Raw genomic sequence first — 19,592 nt, 5'->3', positions numbered from 1 at the left:
GAGTGATGTCCACCTCAAGGCGAGGTCTGATGGATAACGCTGCAGTTGGTTTCCTCCTGGGCGTCGTTCCCGGCATGGCGTTCGCCGTGCGCAATATGCTCAATCACGTCAGGGTCGTCACTCGTGCGAGGCAGGTGGTGCGGGAGCACGGGGAACGGTTTGAACACATCGACGATCTCTCTGCGTTCAATGGCTTTGCATTCAAGTCATCGGAGTACGTCAAGCCAACTGACGGACCCGGCGTCCGTGAGGCCAAGGAGATGCTCTTGGCGCGGCGGGACAAATTTATCTACAACCACCTCAAAGCCTTTTTCTTCATCGTGGTCGGCGCGATGGGCGGTGCGTTCCTTGGTGCGGTGTCGAAGCTGTTGATAGGTGGTTAGCTCGCGAAGGCGCTTGAATCGGCCCCCTAACCGACCTCAGTCTCGTTTACTATCCGAGGCTTCGTGGCAACAGCCACCGACGCACACCAAATGGGGCAACGCTTGAACGTTCACCGGAAGAACCCGTCGCCAAAGCGACTCTCCAAGCGCGTCGCACTCTCGCGCGTAACACTCGCCCTCGCTGCCTGCCTCAGCCTTTCGGCCATCCCCAAAGCATCCGCCACCGACACCCCGACCGTCGTCGACGACCCCGCCTACACCCATCCCCAGCAACTCGTCGAAGTCGCCTCAGGCCGCAGGCTCAACCTTTACTGCGTAGGCCACGGCTCACCCACGGTCATCTTCGAAGCTGGCATGGGCGATGAAGCGGGTACCTGGGGACTGGTACAGCCCGTGGTCGGCACCCAAACGCGCGCATGTTCTTACGAGCGCGCCGGCCTCGGTTTCAGCGATCCAGCGGATCGCCCGGGCACCGCCGCCAACGCCGTCGACGATCTTCACCACTTGCTGGCGGCCGCCAACATCGCTCCGCCTTATGTCCTGGTCGGTCACTCCTACGGCGGTACGGTGTCGCGCCTCTACGCGAACCTCTATCCCAAGGAAGTCGCCGGCATGGTTCTGGTCGATACGCAGGTCGAAGACTGGCCGACCATCTTCTGGCAGCTCGATCCCGACCAGACCCCATGGAAAACCATGTGGGACGAACTCTACGCCCCCGATACCATTACCGCCGCCGGCCAGCAGTGCGTCGATGCCGCCAGGGCAAACGGCTTTGAGCCGGGAAGCGAGCTTTATGGTCACTGCGTGCCCGAGCCATTCCCGAAGTTCTCCAAGGCGCTCAACGACGCCTACGCGAAGGTGCACGTAACGTCTGCATTCCAGTCAGCCTCCCTTTCAGAGCAGGCACAAGTCGAATCGACAAGCGCTGACGAACTTCGCGCCTCACGGCGCTGGTACGGCGACATGCCCTTGATCGTGCTTCATCCGGTCCTGCCGACGATCATGCCGAAGAACGTGCCGCCCGACGAAACGCAGCCTCATTGGACAGCAGAGACCCACGCCCTCGAAGCGTTCAATGATCAGCTGGCGGCGCTTTCAAAGAAGGGTGAGATCCGCGCCGTTGAAAACACCATGCATTACATCCAGCTCCAACAGCCTGAGGCCGTAACCAAGGCGGTGCTCGATGTGGTTCACCAGGTCGATGGCGCCAACCAGAAGGGGGTTGGCGCGGCACCTTGAACAGGCCGGAGGGCGGCGATCCATCTAGGTATCTAAAGTTTCCCCAGCGTGTTGATGAGAGTCTTCTGGAAGAACGTTCCATGTATATGACGTGTATGGATGGAACTCCGGAAGCAGGCTCCGGATCTGCCCATCTTCGAAAAAGTGATGGGCTACGTTGGGGAACATGCATGGATCTATCGAATGTGTTGCTTTCGGATTGTGGAATAATGACAATCCCTCAGCCCAGGTCTCAGTGATCTCGCCTTGCTTCACTTCGAAACAAAATGGTTCGGGCAGCGCAGAGTTAGCATCGTGCTTGTGCTTGAGTCCCACTCGCACTAGTCGTTGATCGGGGAGGCCAAAGCCAGCTAGCTTCCCCATGCGATTGAACTTCGATAGCGTCCCAGAAGCGGAGAACAATACGGCACTGATGTGTTCAGAATTGGGCTGTAGGAAAAAGCCGGAGGGAATTTTCTTGCCTTCGTATTCGTGATGTTCGATCTTAACCGGACTTATGATCAGCTTCCCTTCCTCGTCCTTTGAGTAATCATGCTTTACGCCGTAGAGATAGTTGATGAGCGCTGTTGAGGTCCACGTCATCGATTGTTTTTCATGAAAGTCTGCAATCGCGAAGACAAGCGGGTTTCCCTGGACATGCTCCATCTCCCAGTAGGGCTTGGCGCGAGTTAGTTTTGACCATAGGGCGCTGCCGAACTTTATAGGAATTTTGGTCGCGTTGAGCTTGAAGATTTCGTAAGGCGACCGTCTTAGTGGACTATCATCCGGCTTGGCCACAGGCTCATTGGCGGACGGATTGACTGTAACAGCCTCGATGAATACCTTGCGTCGGCCATCGGATACCATGAAGTCAGGAGCGGGATTGGGCTTCTCGACGAATAGCCCCTCTTCAAGGAGCGCTGCATAGAGATAAAGCTCCCAGATTCGGGCATCAAAACCGGTCGTCTGAAATTGTTCGACAAAATTGCCGTCGACATCGCGAAAATGACGCATCATTTCGGACAATATTGAACGTGCGGGAATCCAGTGGTTGCCCGACTGCATGAGGCGAAAAGTGTGACTCATTTGCTCATCAGGGACGACCGAGGTAAACAGATCGACTCCTGCTTTGTCTTTGCCCTCATCGCCTTGAGGAAACACCTGCGTGCCGGCGTCATAATGATCTTTTAGTTCCTTCAAAACTTCTCGTCTAGCGTCCGCCAATGTCAGCCCTGTGTTGAGCTTAATGCAGCGGTACCGACCCTTTTCATCACGGCCAAGCGCCACCCAGTTGTAATCTCCGTCTGCCGCGTCGCGGATAATGACTCCAATGACATATTCATTTAGCGTCGAGAAAAACTGCAGTTCGTCACCCATGAACTGAGCAATGGGTGACCGCGTCCATGCCACAAATGCGTTGTAGCGCTCAAGTGTGAGCACCTTGACTGAGTGCGCAGCCAAAATTGCATCCACTCGCTCGTTTTTGTTGCGCCCCTTGAGTCTGGCCTGCCCCATGCCGCCCCCTTGTTGCATCTGGTTAGTATGTTTCCGTGTCGGAACCGATAGTGAAAGCCCCATCAGCATTGAGGTGCCACGGGCTTAGCAAAGCTTAACGCAGATGCAAAGGCTAGGAACTCGTACGCTACCAATAGGGCTTTCTATCGCGCATAGTGATCGGGAAAGCAAGAAAAGCTACTTCTTCAGGGAAATCAGTCCTCAACCGTGTCTCCGGCTTTGGATTTATGAAGTAGTTGATCCGTAAGTCGATCTGCTGATTGTCGATCGTGCGGACGAAGTAGTGCGCTTGATCTATGCGACAACCATCAACTTCGTCCCGTACGATAAGGAAGGCCATGCCATTGCGCACTCCGTCCGTTCCCCGTCACGTATTGCGGCATATCGCTAAATGTCTCCTGGTGGGCTGTATCGCTTTCCCCGTGTGTACCGCCACCCAAAGCCCAGAGCCAAAACACACAGCCTCAGAGGTCGCGCTCTTCACCAAACAGGCCGACGCCATCGTCGATCGCCTGACCCAGCCCACCGGCCCCGGCGCCTCCGTCACGGTCACCCGCAACGGCCAGGTGATCTACCAGGCAGCCCGTGGCGAGGCGAGCGTAGAGCTGCACGTGCCCATGAAGCCGGGCAACATCCTCCGCATCGGATCCATCACCAAGACGGTAACCGCGGCGACCATCCTCACCCTGGTGCACCAGGGCAAGCTTTCCCTCTCGGATCCCCTTTCCCGATTCTTTCCGGATTTCCCGGAAGGATCGACCATCACGATCGCCCAGCTGCTCAGCCACACGGCAGGCATCAGCGATGCGTGGAACGCCGACCCCACGCAACCCCTCGACACCAAGACGCTTGTGGTCCTGATCGCCAAGCAACCGCTGGATTTCAAACCCGGCAGCGAATGGCGCTACAGCAATTCCGGCTACATGCTGCTCGGCGCCGTGATCGAGAAGGTGACAGGCAAACCCTGGCGCGACGCCATGGCCGAGCTCGTCCTCGCCCCCTTCGGCATGACCCATACCGATTACTTCGCCGATGACGTGGTCGTGCCCAGCGCCGCGCAGGGCTACAGCGCAGACGCCACCGGAAAGACCACCCGGCCACCCTTCGTCTCGATCACCGGCCCCATGACCGCCGGCGCCCTGACCTCGACATCCCAGGACATCGCCCAGCTCGGCGACGCCCTCAACAACCCGTTGATGTTCCCGCCCGATCTGCTGAAGGCGATGACCACGCCAGCAAAGCTATCGGACGGTACCGAAGCGCCTTACGGGTATGGTCTGTTCCCCATGACCGTCCGCGGCGAGCCCGCCTACGGCCACAACGGCGGCATCGAAGGCTTCTCATCCCAGTTCGTCTACATTCCCAAAGCCCACGTCTCCGTCGCCGTACTGGTCAACTCCGATGCCGGCACCCCAAGCGCACGCGCCATCGCACTACAGCTCGCCGCCGCAGCCATCGGTAAACCCTACAAAACGTTCGTCGACAAGAAACTGGACGACAAGCAACGCCAGGCGATCGTCGGCAACTACCGGATCGACGGGAATTCAGTACACGCCATCACCCAGAAATACGGTGAGCTCTATGTACAGCGCGCACCGGGACCGAAGCGCCACCTGGTGTCAGCCGAGGGCGATGTTCTTTACTACGCGGGTGAGGGCACCGATTACTTCCATGTTGTGAAGGGTGCTGATGGCCGGGTGACGGCTGTAGAGTTCTTTAGCGATGGGATGGCGCCTCCGCGCATTGAAAAGCGCGCGAAGGGTTCGCAATAGCGCTTCGGCTACGCGTGCGCTGCCTTGCCGATGAAGCAGGGTCTGTATGCAGGATCCCGAGCCGAGTCTGGGGGATGCCGTGGGCAGCTAGCCACGCGGATACGGCTTCACCCGACCAGCGTGTGCGCCTGCAAGCGCTTCGTCGTCGCTCGGGCGTTGAAGCGCCATTTGGCGCGATGCTAAAGCCGTGGCTCCTTCAACCGATAACGTAGGTTCTAGCCTCACCTAAGATAGCCATGCCATGGATACGGTATTTCGAGCGATACGAAAACTTCTCCCACGACTTCCTTATCTCTCATTGGCTATCGCGCTTCTTTACATGGCCGGCCGCCAGTACAACGTCTCATATTGGAAGGGAATGGGCCTTCCGTTAATGATTGCAAGTCAGCCCGTTGCCGACACGGTCGCTGACGGCTTCTACGCGTGGGCCTTGTTGGTCTTCTCATGGTTCCCCTTGGCGGTCGATCCTCTATGGCTCGTCATTTGCGGTCCATTGATTTGTGCCGGAATGTTCTTTTTCGGCGAAACATTGACGAAAAGGGTGGAGCGAAGACGTGCGAACGGGCACAGGTTCCCGCGACGAACAAAGGCCCCCCCGATTGTGCAGGCCGCAGGCGGAGCGCTCATTCGAATCTTCGAGATCTTTCCCGGTTTCGCAATTCCGCCAATACTGGCGATTGTTACGTTTATCGGTGGATTGCTTATTGTTATTTCGCCGATGAAATCCATCGACGTGATAGCCAGAAAGCAAAGTGCCGCTGAGGCGGCGACCTATAGACACAAGCTTGAGAATATATCTGATGGCGCCGCCGAAGTATCAGTGGTCAGGTACCAAGGAGGCGGCGATGAAAAGAATGCGCTCGGCATCCCTATGACTTGCAATACGGACCGCTGCTCCATCATGACGTCATCTGGACCAGTTTCGCTTCCCAAAGACAAGATCGTCGAGGAATATCTTCAAGCTGCCAGGTCCACCTCCGCACGTACAAGTAAGGCAGAGCCTGTACGCGGGCCTCTCTGATGCTTCTGCCCGTAAGTCCCTTGATGAGGAGGATTTGGCGCTTAAGCCAATGATCACGGGATCGTCGTTCACACCCGCATTCCGCTCACCAAAGAGAGAACGGGTAGATCGTCAAATTAAACTACCCGTTCACGCATCGCGAATGGGGCATCTTGCACGCTCTTCCATCGCGCCATTCGAAGCTCAGTTCTCGCTCTTCACAACCGAAGTGCGATCAGTCATCCCCGCAATAGCAGCACGCCCCACCGAAGGCGACACAGCCTGCAGCTGGATGGTCTCCTTCAGCGCGTTACCCGCCGCATCCCACACGAAGTAATACGTCTTACCCGCTTCGAAGTCGCCTTCAAGGCCAAGTGGCGGTGTCGCCATCATCATGGCCGGGTAGGAGACATCCACGATGTGGTGGCCCGGTGCCACATTCACATGCGGATATGTATTGCGGCGGATATCGCCGACTTTCTTCCCGTCGATATCGACGTTTTGCCACCAGGCCGTACCGAATCCGTCCTTCTGGCGCTGGGCGACAACGACGGTCGCCATGCCCGCTTTCTCACTGCCTTCCCCGGCGAAGGCATGGGCATCGTATTTTACGCTTCTGGTACAGCCGCCAAGCACCATGACGGTGGCGACGATAAAGGCTACCCGCTTCATACTTCCCCCTGTGGAGCCCGCCGCGGTGGCGTGCTGCGCGAGCATACACGGGGCGGGGAACGGACGTGTGTAGGCGGCCGCCCGCACGAAATCTAGCCAAGGGTAGGGTGCCCGGATGCCATACCAAACGGCATTCGCCAGGCAGCGAAGCCCCCCCTCCTACGGGACGCCCTCCATCGCAGCCTCCCAGCTCAACTGCGCCCTGGCCTCACCCAACTGCCTGGTCCCATGCGAAGTCATGGCCGCAATCGCCTCCAGCGAGAGCGACAGGTGTTTGCAGTCGAAGTCCTCGGCCTCATGGATCAGATCGGCCAGCATGGCCGTCACCCCACGGGCATATTGAAGCCATTGCGTAGCGTCATTCAGAAGATCGTGAACACTCGATACTTGTTCGTCGGATGTCATGCGTTTCGCCCGTACATTCATGGATGGCCCGCGGTCTAACGTGGCGCGACGAGCATTCACTCGCCGCACCACGGACCATAGGTTCGCGGGTTCACCGGCCACCCGTGACCGGGTGCCGGATGGCTTGGTTGACGAAGTAGGGGCGGCAAGAGCCGGACGTGAGGTGCACCAGGCGTTACGCCTGCCTCATCCGATCAAGAATTACCTCAACAGCGGCTTGTGCCGCGGTTCGCCAACCGTGCCTGCAGACTAGGCAGGCGGTCCGTGGACCGGCGAGGTGCCACCAAGGGGATTCGGCGGGCGAGCGGTTGCCGTATGATCAGTACCAGCCATTATCAACTCTCGTTTAGTTGGTTTTGGTTAGCGGGCCAGCGGTGCTGTCACACCTCTGGCTCGCGCCTCTCACCGCCATGAGCGGTGGTCACCAGCGCCGTAGCTTTGTGGGCGCGCTGGTGACGAGAGAAACCTAGCAGATCGGGCGGGTGTTGTGTCCACAACGTCGGAAGCGATCGTGGTTGGTAGGGGCCATACTGGCGACGAGCGTTGATTTGGCGCTGCCATCCAGACAGCAAGCCTCGCCTTGCACGAGCGCAGTATGCGACGCACGAACTGAATGACCTCAGATTATCCTGACATCATTAGGATAGGGAGTAAGCAAGATGAGCATTGACACCGCCGCCATCGACGACGCCATCCTCGCATTGCTACAGCTCGGCCTGCATGAGGGTAATCTTTCCTGGAAAGGCTACGACTGGGATGCGCTCGAACGCCTTCATCAGAGAGGACTTATAGCGAATCCCGCAAACAAGTCGAAGTCAGTGATCCTGACCGGCGAGGGCCTGGCCGAATCGGCTCGACTGTTCAATGAGCATTTCGTCAACCGGGTCCGGTAGCGAGAGAGTCGACCGTCGACGCCGGGTTACCGATCAAGAAACTCAGTAGGAATCCAGAACGCCGCTTCTCCGTTGGCTCCTGAAACCTTCGCGTTATTCGTCTTCTTACTCACCTCAACCACCACAACGCTAGCCCCAGCCTTCAACGGCGAACAAGCCTTCAGCGCATCATTCGCCGAAGCAACACCCGACGCCTCACGCAACCGCTTCGCCACATCGGCCATATCGCCGGTGGCCTTCGCTTCGATGGCGTTGGGGTCGACGGTCGCCTGCTGCGTGCTCGCCGCATCAGAGGCCACCAGATACAGCGTGAAGTTGCTATAGGCCGCCAGGGCATCAGTAGGGCAGGCGGCCACCGGCTCGCCCGGGGCGCTATAGGTCGTGACATGCTGGCCGACCTCACAGGCGTTCTCTCCGCAGGTTGTTGCGGATGCAGAGGCGGCGAAGAGCGTGAGGGCTAGCGAAACAAGGATCGGCGAGGTGCGCTGCATGTACGAAGCTCTTGGGAGGCAGTCCGGGTCGGCGGAAACTATAGCCGGTAGGGGCCCCGCCATGCAGTCCGTTACGCCTGCCGCCTTACTTCACACCCTGGCGAGCGGCTCGTAAGCCTCCTCCGGAATCTCGGCCAGCCGTGACGGATGCACCTGCGCACTCAGCCCATAGAACTTTTGGAAGTTCATGATCAACGGCGACCACTTGTCCGGATCGATACGGTGGGCATGCCCGGCCATCAACAGATCCGGATGCACGTGCACCCGCTGGATCCGCACCTCGAACAGCTTGATGAAACCCCGAAGGTCGTCGCTATCCTCGCCAATGCCGTGGATAGCCGCGACCACGGCTTCCAGCTGGATGGGCACTCGAGCGCCCGAGCGGCCGAGACCGTATCCGCCGCTACCCGGGTCATGCCCGCCCGGCCGAACTTGTCGGGTTCGTAGACGTAGCCAAGCGCCTGCCTGAACTCCGACACCGGGTTGCTGCCCGTGGTCCGCGCAATGCGATCCACCGCCCACACCTCATTCGCCGACGGAAGGTTCAGTACGCACTCACCAGTACGAACCAGGTTGCGCGTCGTCTGCGAATCCGCCGCAAGCCCAAGCACCCCTCGCCAGCCGAGCCAGAACGCCGAGGACATCGGGGCGAGGTTATGGCTGCCGTCTTCGTTGACGGTGCTGACCAGGACAACCGGTGTACCGAGATAAAGAATGTGCGGCTCGGCGACGACGTGGGGGCTCTGCATGACGGGTGCTCCGTGTGTGGATGCCGCCATGGTGCGGATCGACCGCGTTAGCCACCATCCGGATCTTGCCGCGGGCTCGATCCATCCCGGCTCATCACATCTTGTTCTGAAAGAACGGCGCGAGCTGCCCAATGGCCTCGTTGATGTAGTCGGCTCCGTCATACATCGACATGTGATTGGCCCCTTCGACGATGTACTGCTGCTTGTCCGCGCTCGCCGCACGGCGCATCAGGTCGTCACTCATCCATTTGCTGCCCGCCTGGCTGCCCACCACGGTGAGCAAGGGTTGGGTCAGGAAGGCTTCGGCCTTGTTGTAGGCATCGTAGGTAATGATCTGGTCGAGGCTGCGTGCGGTCATGTAGCCGGGCGCGGTGGGGTACTGGGCGCGCGGCGTGTGGTAGTACTCCCATGCTTCGCGCAATTCGGCGTTGGGCGCGTCTTCTTCACGCATGGGTGCCAGTGGGAAGATGCCATCCTTGCTGCCGTCGGCGGCAGCCCTGCGTGCATCGGATCCCATGTTCCGCACAGGGATGGCATCCGCATCGGTGATGGTGTTCTGCCAACCGTTGCGGAACATCTGGCCGATGTTGACCATGCTGACCGTACCCACGGCCTTGATCCGGCCGTCGTTGATCGCGGCATTGGCGGTGTACCCAGCACCGGCGCAGATGCCCATGGCCCCAATCCTGTCGTTATCCACATAGGGGAGGGTGTCGAGGTAATCGATCACGGCGCTGACATCTTCCGTGCGCACGTAGGGGTTCTCCAGCTGGCGCGGCTCGCCGGTGCTTTCGCCCTGGTAGGAAGCGTCATAGGCGATCGTCACGAAACCCTGTTCGGCCAGCTTCCTGGCGTAGGTGCCGGCGGTCTGTTCCTTCACGCCACCGCCCGGGTGTGAGACGACCACGGCGGCATAGCGTTTGCCGGCATCGAAGCCATCGGGATAGTTGATGACGGCCGACAGGGTGATGCCGTTGCCGTTGCGGTTGGGGATGCTGATCTTGTTGGATGCCACGGTACGTCTCCTGTGAGGGGTCGGGCGGATGCCGCCCGGTACAGGACTTCAATGTACGGCTGGAATCTGTGGGCATAAAGCGCCTAATCTGTACATCACTCGTAAACACAGCTTTACAATCTTCCATGAATCCTTCCTTGCTCCCCTCCCTGGCCTGGTTCGTCCATGTGGCTCAGCACCGCAGCTTCACGAAGGCGGCGGAGGAGATGGGGATCACCCGGGCGGCGCTATCGCAGAACCTGAAGGCGCTGGAAAAGCAGCTGGGAGTCGCGCTGCTCTATCGGACGACGCGTGATATGTCGTTGACCGAAGCAGGCCAGCAGCTCTTCGATGCCCTGCAGCCTGCCCTGGGGAACATTCAAAATGCGGTGCGCAGCGTGGGTGATGCCAGTGGCACGCCATCGGGCCTTATCCGGCTCAACACGTCGCGCATGGCGGCGAAGGCGCTTATCGAACCGCACCTGGCGGAGTTCTACACGCGCTATCCGAAGTTGCGGCTTGAACTGGTCATGGCGGAGCCACTGTCCAACATCGTGGCTGACGGATGCGATGCCGGCATTCGCCTGGGACGAAGCCTCGCGGAGCATGTGGTTGCCGTACCCATCACACCCACCTTATCAATGGCGGTGGTGGGAGCGCCCGCTTACTTCGCACGCCACGGCGTACCCACGACGCCGGATGATCTCGTACACCACAACTGCATCAACTACCGATACTCCGGCAGTGGTGCCGTCCACGACTGGGACTTCAATGAGCGTGGCAAACACGGCCAGCACTTCACACAAGCGGTCACGGGAAACCTCATCACCAACGACGATGAAGGCATGACCCGCGCAGCGCTCAACGGCCTTGGCCTTATCCAGAACATCGACATAGCCGTCCAACGCTATCTGACGGAGGGACGTCTGGTGCGTGTGCTTCGTGAATTTACCCACACGCAGGCAGGGTTCTATCTGTACGTGCCGACGCGTGAGCAGATGCCTTCGAAGATGCGTGCGCTGATGGACTTCCTGGTGGAGAAGCGGGAGGAGATTGTGCTTGGTTAGGGATGTGATCGTTGCGGTTACGCCGCGGCGATCTATGTGCCGATCCCCGAACATCCTCACTAACTTTCAGAATATTCGCGTAGTTTTGTGATGGTCTTCGAGGCTAGACTCGCGCCGGAACTTAGAATTGCTGTCTATGGACTACAGATCTGGAGGATCTTAATGCGATCGGAAGAATCGGCTCGACGGATGGCAGGCCCCCTCTATGGGAAGGAGCCTTGGCCCATCCGCTTTTACACGCACACCTTTTCGGCGGCGTGTTTCAACACGCTCGCGTGCAGCTTTCTGTACAACAACTACCAGTTCGGTACGCAGAAAAAGGACTGGACCGGTCAGGTCTTTGAGCAGCCGTCCGGGCCGCCGCCTGAGGATCGGCGTGTTCTTTGGAGTCGCGAGAACATCATCACGCCAAAAAACGGGAAGACGTTTCCCGGGCCGGTCGAGCTTGCCTGGACATCTCTAGACAACACGCAATTCCAGGTGTCCGTGGATTTGGACTTTCTCTTCAAGGACAGGCTGGTCCTGCACAACGTTTCTCGCGAACAGGTCAAGGAGACTTGGCTCAAGTCGCTCTCCAGGGAGCCGGTGACCCCAGCGGTCCTCGTCGAATTGGATGACCGGACGGTGAGTGTCTACATGAAGGCACTGATTGCCACCGAAGAAGAGCAGGTTCCAGGAGATCCCTACACACAAAAGCGTATCGACCCTGTGTTGGCGTGGAAGCACACTTACTGAGCACGGAGAGCTCAACATGGACAAGAAAATCGAGGCCGCAGATGGCGCGCCGATCGACGCCGGTGGGCATGACTACGCCAAGCCGGAACACTTAGCACGATTCAAGGATGCGAGCGACGAACTTTCGAGGTTCAAGGCGCCTACGTTCCTTCACGCAGGCAGTTCCACGGATCGCCTCGTTGTCGTCGCGTTTGACGGAACTGGGAACAACAAGTACACCGATCCCGACCATGCAACGAACGTAGCCAAGATCAGCGATGAGTTCGATGCGTTGTCGCGGCACGACGCGCGGGTCCACGTTATTTACATAGAGGGGCCAGGGACAACCGGAAGCCGCCTACAGCGTGGCTACGACAGCGCCACGGGGGCATCGTTCGAAGACAATATCGAGAAAGCATATGAGCGCTTGGTCGCCAAAGCGAACGAGTGGCGCGCGGAGACGCCTGGGATAAAGGTCAGCGTTCAAACGATCGGCTTTAGCCGGGGTGCCAGTCAAGCTGCCGGTTTCGCAAACATCTTGCATGAACGTGGGATACCGGACACGTCGGCCGAGGTCGTGTGGGAAGGCGGCGCCTACAAGAGGCGTTTTATTACTCCGGCTGAGCAAGTACCCAACGCCATCGGCATCTTCGACCCGGTAGCGACCGGCGTCCCCATGCAGTTCGATCGCCGCCTCCCTTCATCCGTTGTATCTGGCTTCCAGATCACGGCAAAGGATGAGTTCCGCGCGTCGTTCCCCTCCGATCAAATCATCCAGCCCGGGTTATCGGCCGATGGCCGCTTCCTCAACATTACCGTGCCGGGTGCCCATTCCGACGTTGGTGGCGGCTACCTGAGAAACGGACTGTCGATCCGGTCGGGCAACCTGATGCGCGATTATCTCGCCGCGTTCAACGAAACCCCGAGCCTGGTCAAGGAATTCGAACCGACGGACACGCGGTTCAATGTCCTGCATCGCTCGGTGGAAGGGCAGCACATCTTCCGCCTGGACCCTCGCGTGGGCGTACGCGGTACACCGAGTGGTACGAACCTGGTGCTGGCGCCGGAGCATGCGAATGGTGCGGGCTCCTGGCCGCAGAAGCCGGCTGAACTCGATCCTCACCTCGCCATGCCGACGCGGCCCATTCCGATTGGCCCGCCTACGACTGAACCGAACCCGCATCTCAGCTTCGCCCGGCCGACTGCGGCACAGCTTGCGGAGGCGGGGAGGGGGCCTTCGTATGCGGGCGCCGTGGGGCGCGTGGTGGGTGTCGGTGCGACGGTTGCCGATGTCGTTGCTAGCGGTAGCGCAGCGGCCGATGCGTTCGAATCGGGTAACCACGCCGGGGCGATGTCGCAGGTGGTCCATTTCGCGGGGCGCAATGCCGGCGGGTGGGCAGGTGCAGCCGCGTTTGCCTCGGCGGCGGGTGCCGCTGGCGTCGAAACCGGTCCTGGTGCGCTGGTCGCTGCCGGTATCGGCGGCATCGTGGGCGGCGTAGCAGGCGAGCGCCTGGCAAAGGAGTACGACCAGTACCGTATCCATAACCAGCGGGATGCCCAAGGCAATACATGGACGCTCGACACGACCCATGGCTGGTCACAACGCCTACCGGCACTTCCCGATCATCCGCGGGGGCAGGTCGTCATAGCCAGCCCTGAGCTCTCGCGCCGGCTCTCGTTCCAGGCGAGCAATACCGCGGTTGAGCTGGCGCTCGCCAACGAATACCAGCCCAAGGACCCCTACCGGCAACCGCCATCGGAACACGATTCGCGCACGACCGACGCGGTGCCATGGGTCCGTGACACGGAGACCAAGGCGTGGTCGCGACACATCACCGACCAGTGGCTCGAGCACGGTATGTCGCGTTCACACGTCGAGGTCGCGTCACCGCAACGGGCGGCTGAGCTCGAGGCGAGTGCCGAAAAGATCATCCAGGAGAACATCGCCCAGTCACCCCTGGGCGTCGCCGAGCGCTATCTGGCGGTTTACGAGCAGGAGCGCTGGCACGAACTGGGCAAGATCCCGGAGGCCGTCCAGCACGCGACGCTGGCCCCTACGGAGAAGGTGCTCGCCTCCGATGGGCATACCTATACCCACGACCGGTCCGGCGATTGGTCATCGCCCAGCCTGTTCGGCGCGCGGCATGCCACCGACAATCTGAAGGAGGAGCTCGACCGGGGATCCGAAGTCGCGAGGGGTACCAGTCGTAAGGTCAACGACGAATTGGCGTCGATCGATCGGGCAAGCATGGCACCGCCAGCGAAGCCGACCCGACTGGACGATAAGTCACATCCAGACCACGAGCTCTTCAAGCAGGCGCGCGCGCACGTCGCCAACCTCGACAAGACCCTTGGCCGTACCCCCGATCAATACACCGACAACCTCGCATCGGCCCTGACCGTCCAGGCGCGCAAGGATGGACTCTCCCGTATCGACCAGATAGCGCTCTCGGACGACGGCAGCAGACTCTGGGCCGTACAGACACCACCCGGCCGCAAAGACCACCTGTTCGACCTGCAAACCAAGGTACCTACAAACGAAGCGACCACTCCCATGGAGCAGAGTGCTGCGCAATGGCCGGCCGCCATGCAGCAGTTCCAGGTGCTGGAACAGGACAAGGCGATCGCACAGCAGCAGACGCTGGAGAGGCAGCAGCAGGAGAGTATGGGGAGGGGGATGTCGCGGTGAAGTTTGATCCACCACGACGTTACTGGGACCGACAGCAAGCCTTGAGCCAGCAGCAGGCACAGTCGCAAGACGGTCCCTCGATGTCGCGAAATCGCTGAGGTGCGATGGCGTGCCGGGCCTCATGGGACGGACGCATGGGACCTGTACCCCCAATTTCGGGGGTACACATGCCGTGGTCGTGCGCCTAACGTCCCGTGTTTGACGACGTTCGTTAGGCGGCAGGTGCCGTCAGCCACGTTAGGGGGAATGCCACATCGACCGTCAGACGCCTTCGCAGTGCCTGCGAGCGCGCTTCGTGTGGGTCTGGCTTAGGGGAACATACGATGGAAACGATGTCGCGAGACCGCCGGCCGGCGAGCCGGACCGGCAAATCCTTCAGCGGGTTGCGCTTCGTAGCGCTTTGCCTGCTTCTTTTTGGTTTCTCGAAGAGCGCATGGGCGGTATGCACATCGCCACAGTCTGCGACCATCGGGCAAGGGGGCTCGGCCACCTTCTCCTGCGCCGACTATGGCTTCTCGTCACCAGCTATTGCCAATCCATCGCATGGCAGCTTGCTGTTCGACGAGCCCACTCTCATCTACAACAACAGTGGGGATGGGTCATCCTCCGATACGTTCACCGTGACAGATGACAACGGCCAGAACATTGTCTTCAACATTACGATCACAGGCGGCTCCCCGCCGACGGGTACGTCCAATTCGGTGATCGTTGCCTACGGCAGCACCAACAACAATCTACCGTTAACGGTAACCGGTTCGCCGACCTCGGTGACGATCACCTCGGCCCCGTCCCATGGCTCGGCCAGCACCAGTGGTGCGTCGATTCTTTACACGCCCACGGCGGGATACGGCGGTGCCGACCAGGTTACGTACACGGCCACGAACGCCTCGGGTACGTCGTTGCCGGCGACGGTATCGATCACAGTCGCTGCGCCGGTGATTACTTACGCACCGGCCAACCCGCCTGACGGAACGTTCGCGGTTGCCTATAGCCAGAGCATCGCGGGTGCCTCGGGTGGCACGGCGCCGTACACCTACGCCGTCACGTCGGGGCAACTGCCTAGCGGTATCGTCCTTGATCCCAATACGGGTGTTTTGAGCGGTACACCCTCTGCCGCAGGCACGGCTAGTTTCTCCGTGACGGCCTCGGATCACTCGACGGGTGGGGGCCCCTATCATTCGGCGGCGAAGGCACTCACGCTTACCGTCAACGGGCCAACCATTACGCTGTCGCCTGCCACGGTACCGAACGGCACGGTCCACGCGGCTTATCCCAGTACCTCGTTGACCGCCTCGGGCGGTACCTCGCCGTACAATTTTTCGGTACCCACTAACCAGCTGCCACCGGGGCTTACGCTTACGACGGGCGGTGTACTCAGTGGAACACCGACCACGGCCGGCACCTACAGTTTTACCGTAACAGCCACGGATGCAAACTCCTCAACAGGCACCCAGGCATACAGCGTGACCATCGCTGCAGTGGCCCCGCAGGCACCGACCATCGGCACCGCTACAGCGGGCGCCGCCGGAAGTGGCCAGGCTCAGGTGGCCTTTACCCCGCCGTCCGATGACGGCGGTTCGCCGATTACGACCTACACCGCCGTATCGACGCCGGGCAATCTGACAGCAACCGCCTCGGGCAGCCCTATCACCATCACGGGTCTTTCCGCGGGCAACAACTACAGTTTCAAGGTAACGGCAAAGAACAGTGCCGGCACGAGCCCCGAATCAGGCGCGTCGAACAGCGTGCAGATGCTTGCCGCACAGACCATCACATTCAATAACCCGGGATCCTTGCAGTACGGCACGTCGGAGACGCTTACCGCTTCGGCCTCGTCAGGGCTGTCGGTGCAGTTCAGTACATCGTCCGCTGGCGTTTGCACCATTACCTCGGGTGGTGCGCTGACGCTTGTCGGCGCCGGCAACTGCATCATCAATGCCAACCAGGCGGGTGACACCACCTATGCCGCGGCTCCGCAGGTGACGCAGACGTTTGCTGTTACCGCTGTATTGCCGGGTGCGCCGACCATCGGTACGGCGACCGCTGCCGATACCCAGGCCACCGTCTCGTTTACGCCGCCGGCAAGCAACGGTGGCGCACCGATCACGGAATACATCGCAACATCGAACCCCGGCGGCATCACGGGCACGAGCAGTGGCAGCCCCGTGACCGTGCCGGGCCTGACCAACGGCGTTCCCTATACGTTCAAGGTGGTTGCCAGGAACAGCCAGGGCACGGGTGGCGAATCGGCCGCGTCTAACAGTGTGACCCCGATAGCGTCGCAGACCATCACGTTCAACAACCCAGGCCCCCAGAACTTTGGTACGACGCCGGCCATGGTGGCCACGGCAACGTCCGGGTTGCAGGTGACCTTTACGTCGGGCACGCAGAGTGTGTGCACCGTGACCACGGGAGGCCAGCTGACGACGATTTCTCCGGGTAACTGCACGATCCACGCCGACCAGGCGGGTAACTCTTCGTTCACCCCGGCACCCCAGGTCACCCAGACGTTCCAGATCGTAGTGCCAGGCGGCGCTGTGTCGTTTGCAACACCCAGCCCGTTGCCTACGGCGACGGGTGGTTCCGCGTACTCCCTCACGCTGTCATCCTCAGGTGGTGCCGCGCCCTACAGCTACAACCTGATCGCTGGCACGTTTCCGCTCGGTATGACACCTAGCAGCGCGGGCACCATCGCCGGTACCCCGATCACCGCAGGCGTCTTCAATTTCACCATGCGGGTGATCGATGCGGCGTCGCAGACCGCGACCAAAACCTATCAGCTGACGGTAAACGCGCCGGCGGTTGCGCTGACTCCTTCGACGTTGCCGCAAGGCAAGGTGGCCGTGGCCTATGCCACGACGACGCTTACCGCATCCGGTGGTACGGCGCCTTACCACTTTGCGGTAAGCACAGGCACCTTGCCGCCCGGTCTGGTGCTCGCCCCGAGCGGCGTGGTGTCGGGTACGCCGACAGTCCCAGGGGCGTTCAACGTCACGGTGACTGCAACCGACTACAACGGCTTCCAGGGTGCCCAGGCATACTCGGTTGCGGTTGGCCAGGCGGTGCCTATCGTGGTGAACGGCAGCACCTCTGTGCCGGCCAATGGTGCTGTGACTATCCCGGTCGCCAGCCAGGGTGGCCCGGTCACGAGCGTGACGGTGAGCCAGGCACCCGCGCATGGCACGGCGGTCGTGAATGGCCTCAATATCGTCTACACGCCAACGCACGATTACTTCGGTAGCGATACGTTGCAGTACACCGCGACAGGGCCGGGTGGTACATCGGCACCGGCGAGCGTGGCAATCACCGTGGTGCCAGGCGCTGTGCCCACGGCCAGCGCGCAGGCCGCGACATTGCTTGCCGGCAAGTCGGTCACGATCCACGCGGTAGCCAATGCGACCAATGGCCCGTTCACCACTGCGGCGGTGGTCACGCCGCCCACATCGGGCACGGCCGTGGTGCAGGGCACCGATATCGTCTACACCGCGGCGGCCGATGCCTCGGGGTCGCTTGGCTTCGATTACACCGTGAGCAACGTCTTTGGTGCATCGCAACCGGCCCACGTCGCGCTGACGGTTAACCCGATGCCGGTAGCGCCGTCGCTGGCCGGTACCGTTGTCGCAGGCAACAGCGTGGCGGTGAACCTGACCGCTACGGCGCACGGCGGCCCGTTTACGGCGGCGAAGGTGGTTTCCATCGCCCCGAGCAATGCGGGTGCCGCCAGCATTCAGTCCACGGCCGATGGCTACGTGCTTTCGTTTAACGCGGCACCCGCCTTCGGTGGTTCGGCGCAGATCATGTACACGCTGAGCAACGCGTATGCGGAATCCACACCGGGCACGGTCACCGTGACGGTGACGCCGCGCAGCGACCCGTCGAAGGATCCGGAAGTGCTCGGCGTGCTGGACGCGCAGGCGGAAGCCGCACGGCGCATGGCCACCGGCCAGATCAGCAACTTCCAGCGTCGCCTGGAGACCTTGCACAGTGGCGGCGGCGCCAGTGGCTTCAGCAATGGCTTGACGGTTTCTTCGGCAAGCAACTCGCGCCGGCTTCAGGGGATGAATGGGCCTGACGGAGCGGATCCGCTGTATCGCGTGGATACGACGGGCAATGCGCGTTTCCTTGTCCAGCCGGATGCGACGCCTACCCCTGCCGCCGACGGTAGGTCCGCTGGCGGCAGCTTGCCGGGCGACATCGCGGTGTGGACCGGTGGTGCCATCAACTTCGGCAAGATGCAGGCCGGTACCAGCGACAACGGTATCGACTTCACCACCTCCGGCGTCAGCATGGGCGTGGACAAGGCATTCAGCAGCACGTTCGCCGCGGGCCTTGGTGTGGGCTACGGACACGACCGTTCCGACGTCGGCGAGCACAACAGCCGCAGCTCCGTGGATGCCTATAATGCTGTGCTGTATGGCAGCTACCACCCGGCCGATTCGGTCTACGTGGATGGCTTGCTCGGCTATCAGTGGCTGGATTACGACGCGCGCCGCTATGTCACCGATGACGGTGGCACGGTGCATGGTAGCCGCGATGGCAAGCAGTGGTTCGGTTCGATCTCGGTGGGATACCAGCATCAGGCCGATGACATGACCCTGACGCCGTACGGCCGCCTGGATGTGGCGCGCGCGCAGCTGGAGGGCTACACGGAATCTGGTGATTCCGTCTATGCGCTGACGTACCAGGGCCAGACGGTGAAGACCGCCACGGGAACCCTTGGCCTGCTGGCGCAGTGGACAGCCAGGCGCGATTACGGCGTGTGGTCACCGCAGCTGCGTGCGGAGTTTGGTCACGACATGCAGGGTTCGAGCACGGCCACCATGCGTTATGCCGACTCGCTGCAAGGTCCGCTGTACCAGGCAACGTTGGCCAGCCAGTCGCGTAACCACACGATGGTGGGCGTGGGCGTGGCGCTGCAGACGTTGAAAGGCTGGCTGTTGCGCATGGAGTACCAGAACTACCTGGACAACACGAGCAAGGACAACCAGTCGATCCTGCTTGGCATCGAGAAGAAATTCGATCCGTGATGA

The 19,592-nt window shown here is 60.7% G+C and carries 16 protein-coding genes and 1 pseudogene; 9 read left to right on the top strand and 8 right to left on the bottom strand.

Features of this window, described 5'->3' with window-relative positions; genetic code table 11:
• Window positions 1-29 precede the first annotated feature (29 nt).
• Both L2Y97_RS18960 and L2Y97_RS18955 read left to right on the top strand, forming a co-directional pair.
• The gene (locus L2Y97_RS18960) at window positions 30-383 is read left to right on the top strand and encodes a hypothetical protein (RefSeq protein WP_247429746.1); all 354 of its coding nucleotides are present in this window, start codon (window positions 30-32) and stop codon (window positions 381-383) included.
• A 102-nt stretch (window positions 384-485) separates the two neighbouring features.
• Window positions 486-1,622 carry an alpha/beta fold hydrolase gene (locus L2Y97_RS18955; RefSeq protein ID WP_247429745.1) on the top strand — a complete coding sequence of 379 codons (1,137 nt, stop codon included), beginning with the start codon at window positions 486-488 and terminating at the stop codon, window positions 1,620-1,622.
• Between the two features lie 24 nt (window positions 1,623-1,646).
• On the opposite strand, the gene L2Y97_RS18950 is transcribed toward L2Y97_RS18955, so the two are convergent.
• Both L2Y97_RS18950 and L2Y97_RS18945 read right to left on the bottom strand, forming a co-directional pair.
• A complete protein-coding gene (locus L2Y97_RS18950; protein WP_247429743.1) occupies window positions 1,647-3,185 on the bottom strand; it encodes a hypothetical protein in 1,539 nt (512 codons plus the stop codon).
• Between the two features lie 58 nt (window positions 3,186-3,243).
• Complete coding sequence (locus tag L2Y97_RS18945) at window positions 3,244-3,456, bottom strand: hypothetical protein (protein WP_247429740.1); 213 nt, start codon at window positions 3,454-3,456, stop codon at window positions 3,244-3,246.
• Between the two features lie 82 nt (window positions 3,457-3,538).
• Between L2Y97_RS18945 and L2Y97_RS18940 the strand changes: the two genes are divergently transcribed.
• Complete coding sequence (locus L2Y97_RS18940) at window positions 3,539-4,888, top strand: serine hydrolase domain-containing protein (protein WP_247429737.1); 1,350 nt, start codon at window positions 3,539-3,541, stop codon at window positions 4,886-4,888.
• Window positions 4,889-5,129: 241 nt separating this feature from the next.
• Complete coding sequence (locus L2Y97_RS18935; protein WP_247429735.1) at window positions 5,130-5,909, top strand: hypothetical protein; 780 nt, start codon at window positions 5,130-5,132, stop codon at window positions 5,907-5,909.
• Between the two features lie 183 nt (window positions 5,910-6,092).
• Here the strand turns inward: L2Y97_RS18935 and L2Y97_RS18930 are convergent, their stop codons facing one another.
• Both L2Y97_RS18930 and L2Y97_RS18925 read right to left on the bottom strand, forming a co-directional pair.
• Complete coding sequence (locus tag L2Y97_RS18930) at window positions 6,093-6,560, bottom strand: DUF2846 domain-containing protein (RefSeq protein ID WP_247429733.1); 468 nt, start codon at window positions 6,558-6,560, stop codon at window positions 6,093-6,095.
• A 159-nt stretch (window positions 6,561-6,719) separates the two neighbouring features.
• Window positions 6,720-6,965, bottom strand: a complete 246-nt coding sequence (locus L2Y97_RS18925) for a hypothetical protein (RefSeq protein ID WP_247429731.1) — start codon at window positions 6,963-6,965, stop codon at window positions 6,720-6,722.
• Window positions 6,966-7,624: 659 nt separating this feature from the next.
• Between L2Y97_RS18925 and L2Y97_RS18920 the strand changes: the two genes are divergently transcribed.
• Window positions 7,625-7,858: a DUF6429 family protein gene (locus L2Y97_RS18920; protein ID WP_247429729.1), complete on the top strand. Its 234-nt coding sequence runs from the start codon at window positions 7,625-7,627 to the stop codon at window positions 7,856-7,858.
• Between the two features lie 26 nt (window positions 7,859-7,884).
• Here the strand turns inward: L2Y97_RS18920 and L2Y97_RS18915 are convergent, their stop codons facing one another.
• The 4 genes and pseudogenes from L2Y97_RS18915 to L2Y97_RS18905 all read right to left on the bottom strand — a co-directional run bounded on the left by L2Y97_RS18915 (window position 7,885) and on the right by L2Y97_RS18905 (window position 10,113).
• On the bottom strand, window positions 7,885-8,349 hold the full coding sequence (locus L2Y97_RS18915) for a hypothetical protein (RefSeq protein ID WP_247429727.1): 465 nt from the start codon (window positions 8,347-8,349) through the stop codon (window positions 7,885-7,887).
• Window positions 8,350-8,439: 90 nt separating this feature from the next.
• Window positions 8,440-8,718: a hypothetical protein gene (locus L2Y97_RS18910; RefSeq protein WP_247429725.1), complete on the bottom strand. Its 279-nt coding sequence runs from the start codon at window positions 8,716-8,718 to the stop codon at window positions 8,440-8,442.
• 128 nt (window positions 8,719-8,846) lie between these two features.
• Window positions 8,847-8,993: pseudogene (locus L2Y97_RS22615) on the bottom strand (flavin reductase family protein); the annotation flags it as partial.
• 199 nt (window positions 8,994-9,192) lie between these two features.
• Complete coding sequence (locus tag L2Y97_RS18905) at window positions 9,193-10,113, bottom strand: alpha/beta hydrolase (RefSeq protein WP_247429723.1); 921 nt, start codon at window positions 10,111-10,113, stop codon at window positions 9,193-9,195.
• 125 nt (window positions 10,114-10,238) lie between these two features.
• Here L2Y97_RS18905 and L2Y97_RS18900 point away from each other — a divergent pair, with 125 nt between their 5' ends.
• The 4 genes from L2Y97_RS18900 to L2Y97_RS18885 all read left to right on the top strand — a co-directional run bounded on the left by L2Y97_RS18900 (window position 10,239) and on the right by L2Y97_RS18885 (window position 19,589).
• Window positions 10,239-11,159: a LysR family transcriptional regulator gene (locus L2Y97_RS18900; protein WP_247429721.1), complete on the top strand. Its 921-nt coding sequence runs from the start codon at window positions 10,239-10,241 to the stop codon at window positions 11,157-11,159.
• A gap of 162 nt (window positions 11,160-11,321) precedes the next feature.
• Window positions 11,322-11,894, top strand: a complete 573-nt coding sequence (locus tag L2Y97_RS18895; RefSeq protein WP_247429719.1) for a hypothetical protein — start codon at window positions 11,322-11,324, stop codon at window positions 11,892-11,894.
• A 16-nt stretch (window positions 11,895-11,910) separates the two neighbouring features.
• Entirely contained in the window at window positions 11,911-14,562 is a 2,652-nt protein-coding gene (locus tag L2Y97_RS18890) for a T6SS phospholipase effector Tle1-like catalytic domain-containing protein (RefSeq protein WP_247429717.1), read from the top strand.
• A gap of 323 nt (window positions 14,563-14,885) precedes the next feature.
• Window positions 14,886-19,589, top strand: a complete 4,704-nt coding sequence (locus tag L2Y97_RS18885) for an autotransporter domain-containing protein (protein WP_247429715.1) — start codon at window positions 14,886-14,888, stop codon at window positions 19,587-19,589.
• Window positions 19,590-19,592 lie beyond the last annotated feature (3 nt).

Origin of the sequence: Luteibacter aegosomatissinici (genome assembly GCF_023078495.1) — a bacterium.
GTDB classification, from domain to species: domain Bacteria; phylum Pseudomonadota; class Gammaproteobacteria; order Xanthomonadales; family Rhodanobacteraceae; genus Luteibacter; species Luteibacter aegosomatissinici.
Note: the sequence above shows the minus strand (reverse complement) of the source record. Positions and strands in the feature narration are given on the sequence as shown.

What these genes read in the sequence shown, in the direction of transcription:
- L2Y97_RS18960 (WP_247429746.1), top strand. Translation starts at nt 30, where the DNA reads ATGGATAACGCTGCAGTTGGTTTCCTCCTGGGCGTCGTTCCCGGCATG.
- L2Y97_RS18950 (WP_247429743.1), bottom strand. Translation starts at nt 3,185, where the DNA reads ATGCTGATGGGGCTTTCACTATCGGTTCCGACACGGAAACATACTAAC.
- L2Y97_RS18945 (WP_247429740.1), bottom strand. Translation starts at nt 3,456, where the DNA reads ATGGCCTTCCTTATCGTACGGGACGAAGTTGATGGTTGTCGCATAGAT.
- L2Y97_RS18935 (WP_247429735.1), top strand. Translation starts at nt 5,130, where the DNA reads ATGGATACGGTATTTCGAGCGATACGAAAACTTCTCCCACGACTTCCT.
- L2Y97_RS18930 (WP_247429733.1), bottom strand. Translation starts at nt 6,560, where the DNA reads ATGAAGCGGGTAGCCTTTATCGTCGCCACCGTCATGGTGCTTGGCGGC.
- L2Y97_RS18925 (WP_247429731.1), bottom strand. Translation starts at nt 6,965, where the DNA reads ATGACATCCGACGAACAAGTATCGAGTGTTCACGATCTTCTGAATGAC.
- L2Y97_RS18920 (WP_247429729.1), top strand. Translation starts at nt 7,625, where the DNA reads ATGAGCATTGACACCGCCGCCATCGACGACGCCATCCTCGCATTGCTA.
- L2Y97_RS18915 (WP_247429727.1), bottom strand. Translation starts at nt 8,349, where the DNA reads ATGCAGCGCACCTCGCCGATCCTTGTTTCGCTAGCCCTCACGCTCTTC.
- L2Y97_RS18900 (WP_247429721.1), top strand. Translation starts at nt 10,239, where the DNA reads ATGAATCCTTCCTTGCTCCCCTCCCTGGCCTGGTTCGTCCATGTGGCT.
- L2Y97_RS18895 (WP_247429719.1), top strand. Translation starts at nt 11,322, where the DNA reads ATGCGATCGGAAGAATCGGCTCGACGGATGGCAGGCCCCCTCTATGGG.
- L2Y97_RS18890 (WP_247429717.1), top strand. Translation starts at nt 11,911, where the DNA reads ATGGACAAGAAAATCGAGGCCGCAGATGGCGCGCCGATCGACGCCGGT.
- L2Y97_RS18885 (WP_247429715.1), top strand. Translation starts at nt 14,886, where the DNA reads ATGGAAACGATGTCGCGAGACCGCCGGCCGGCGAGCCGGACCGGCAAA.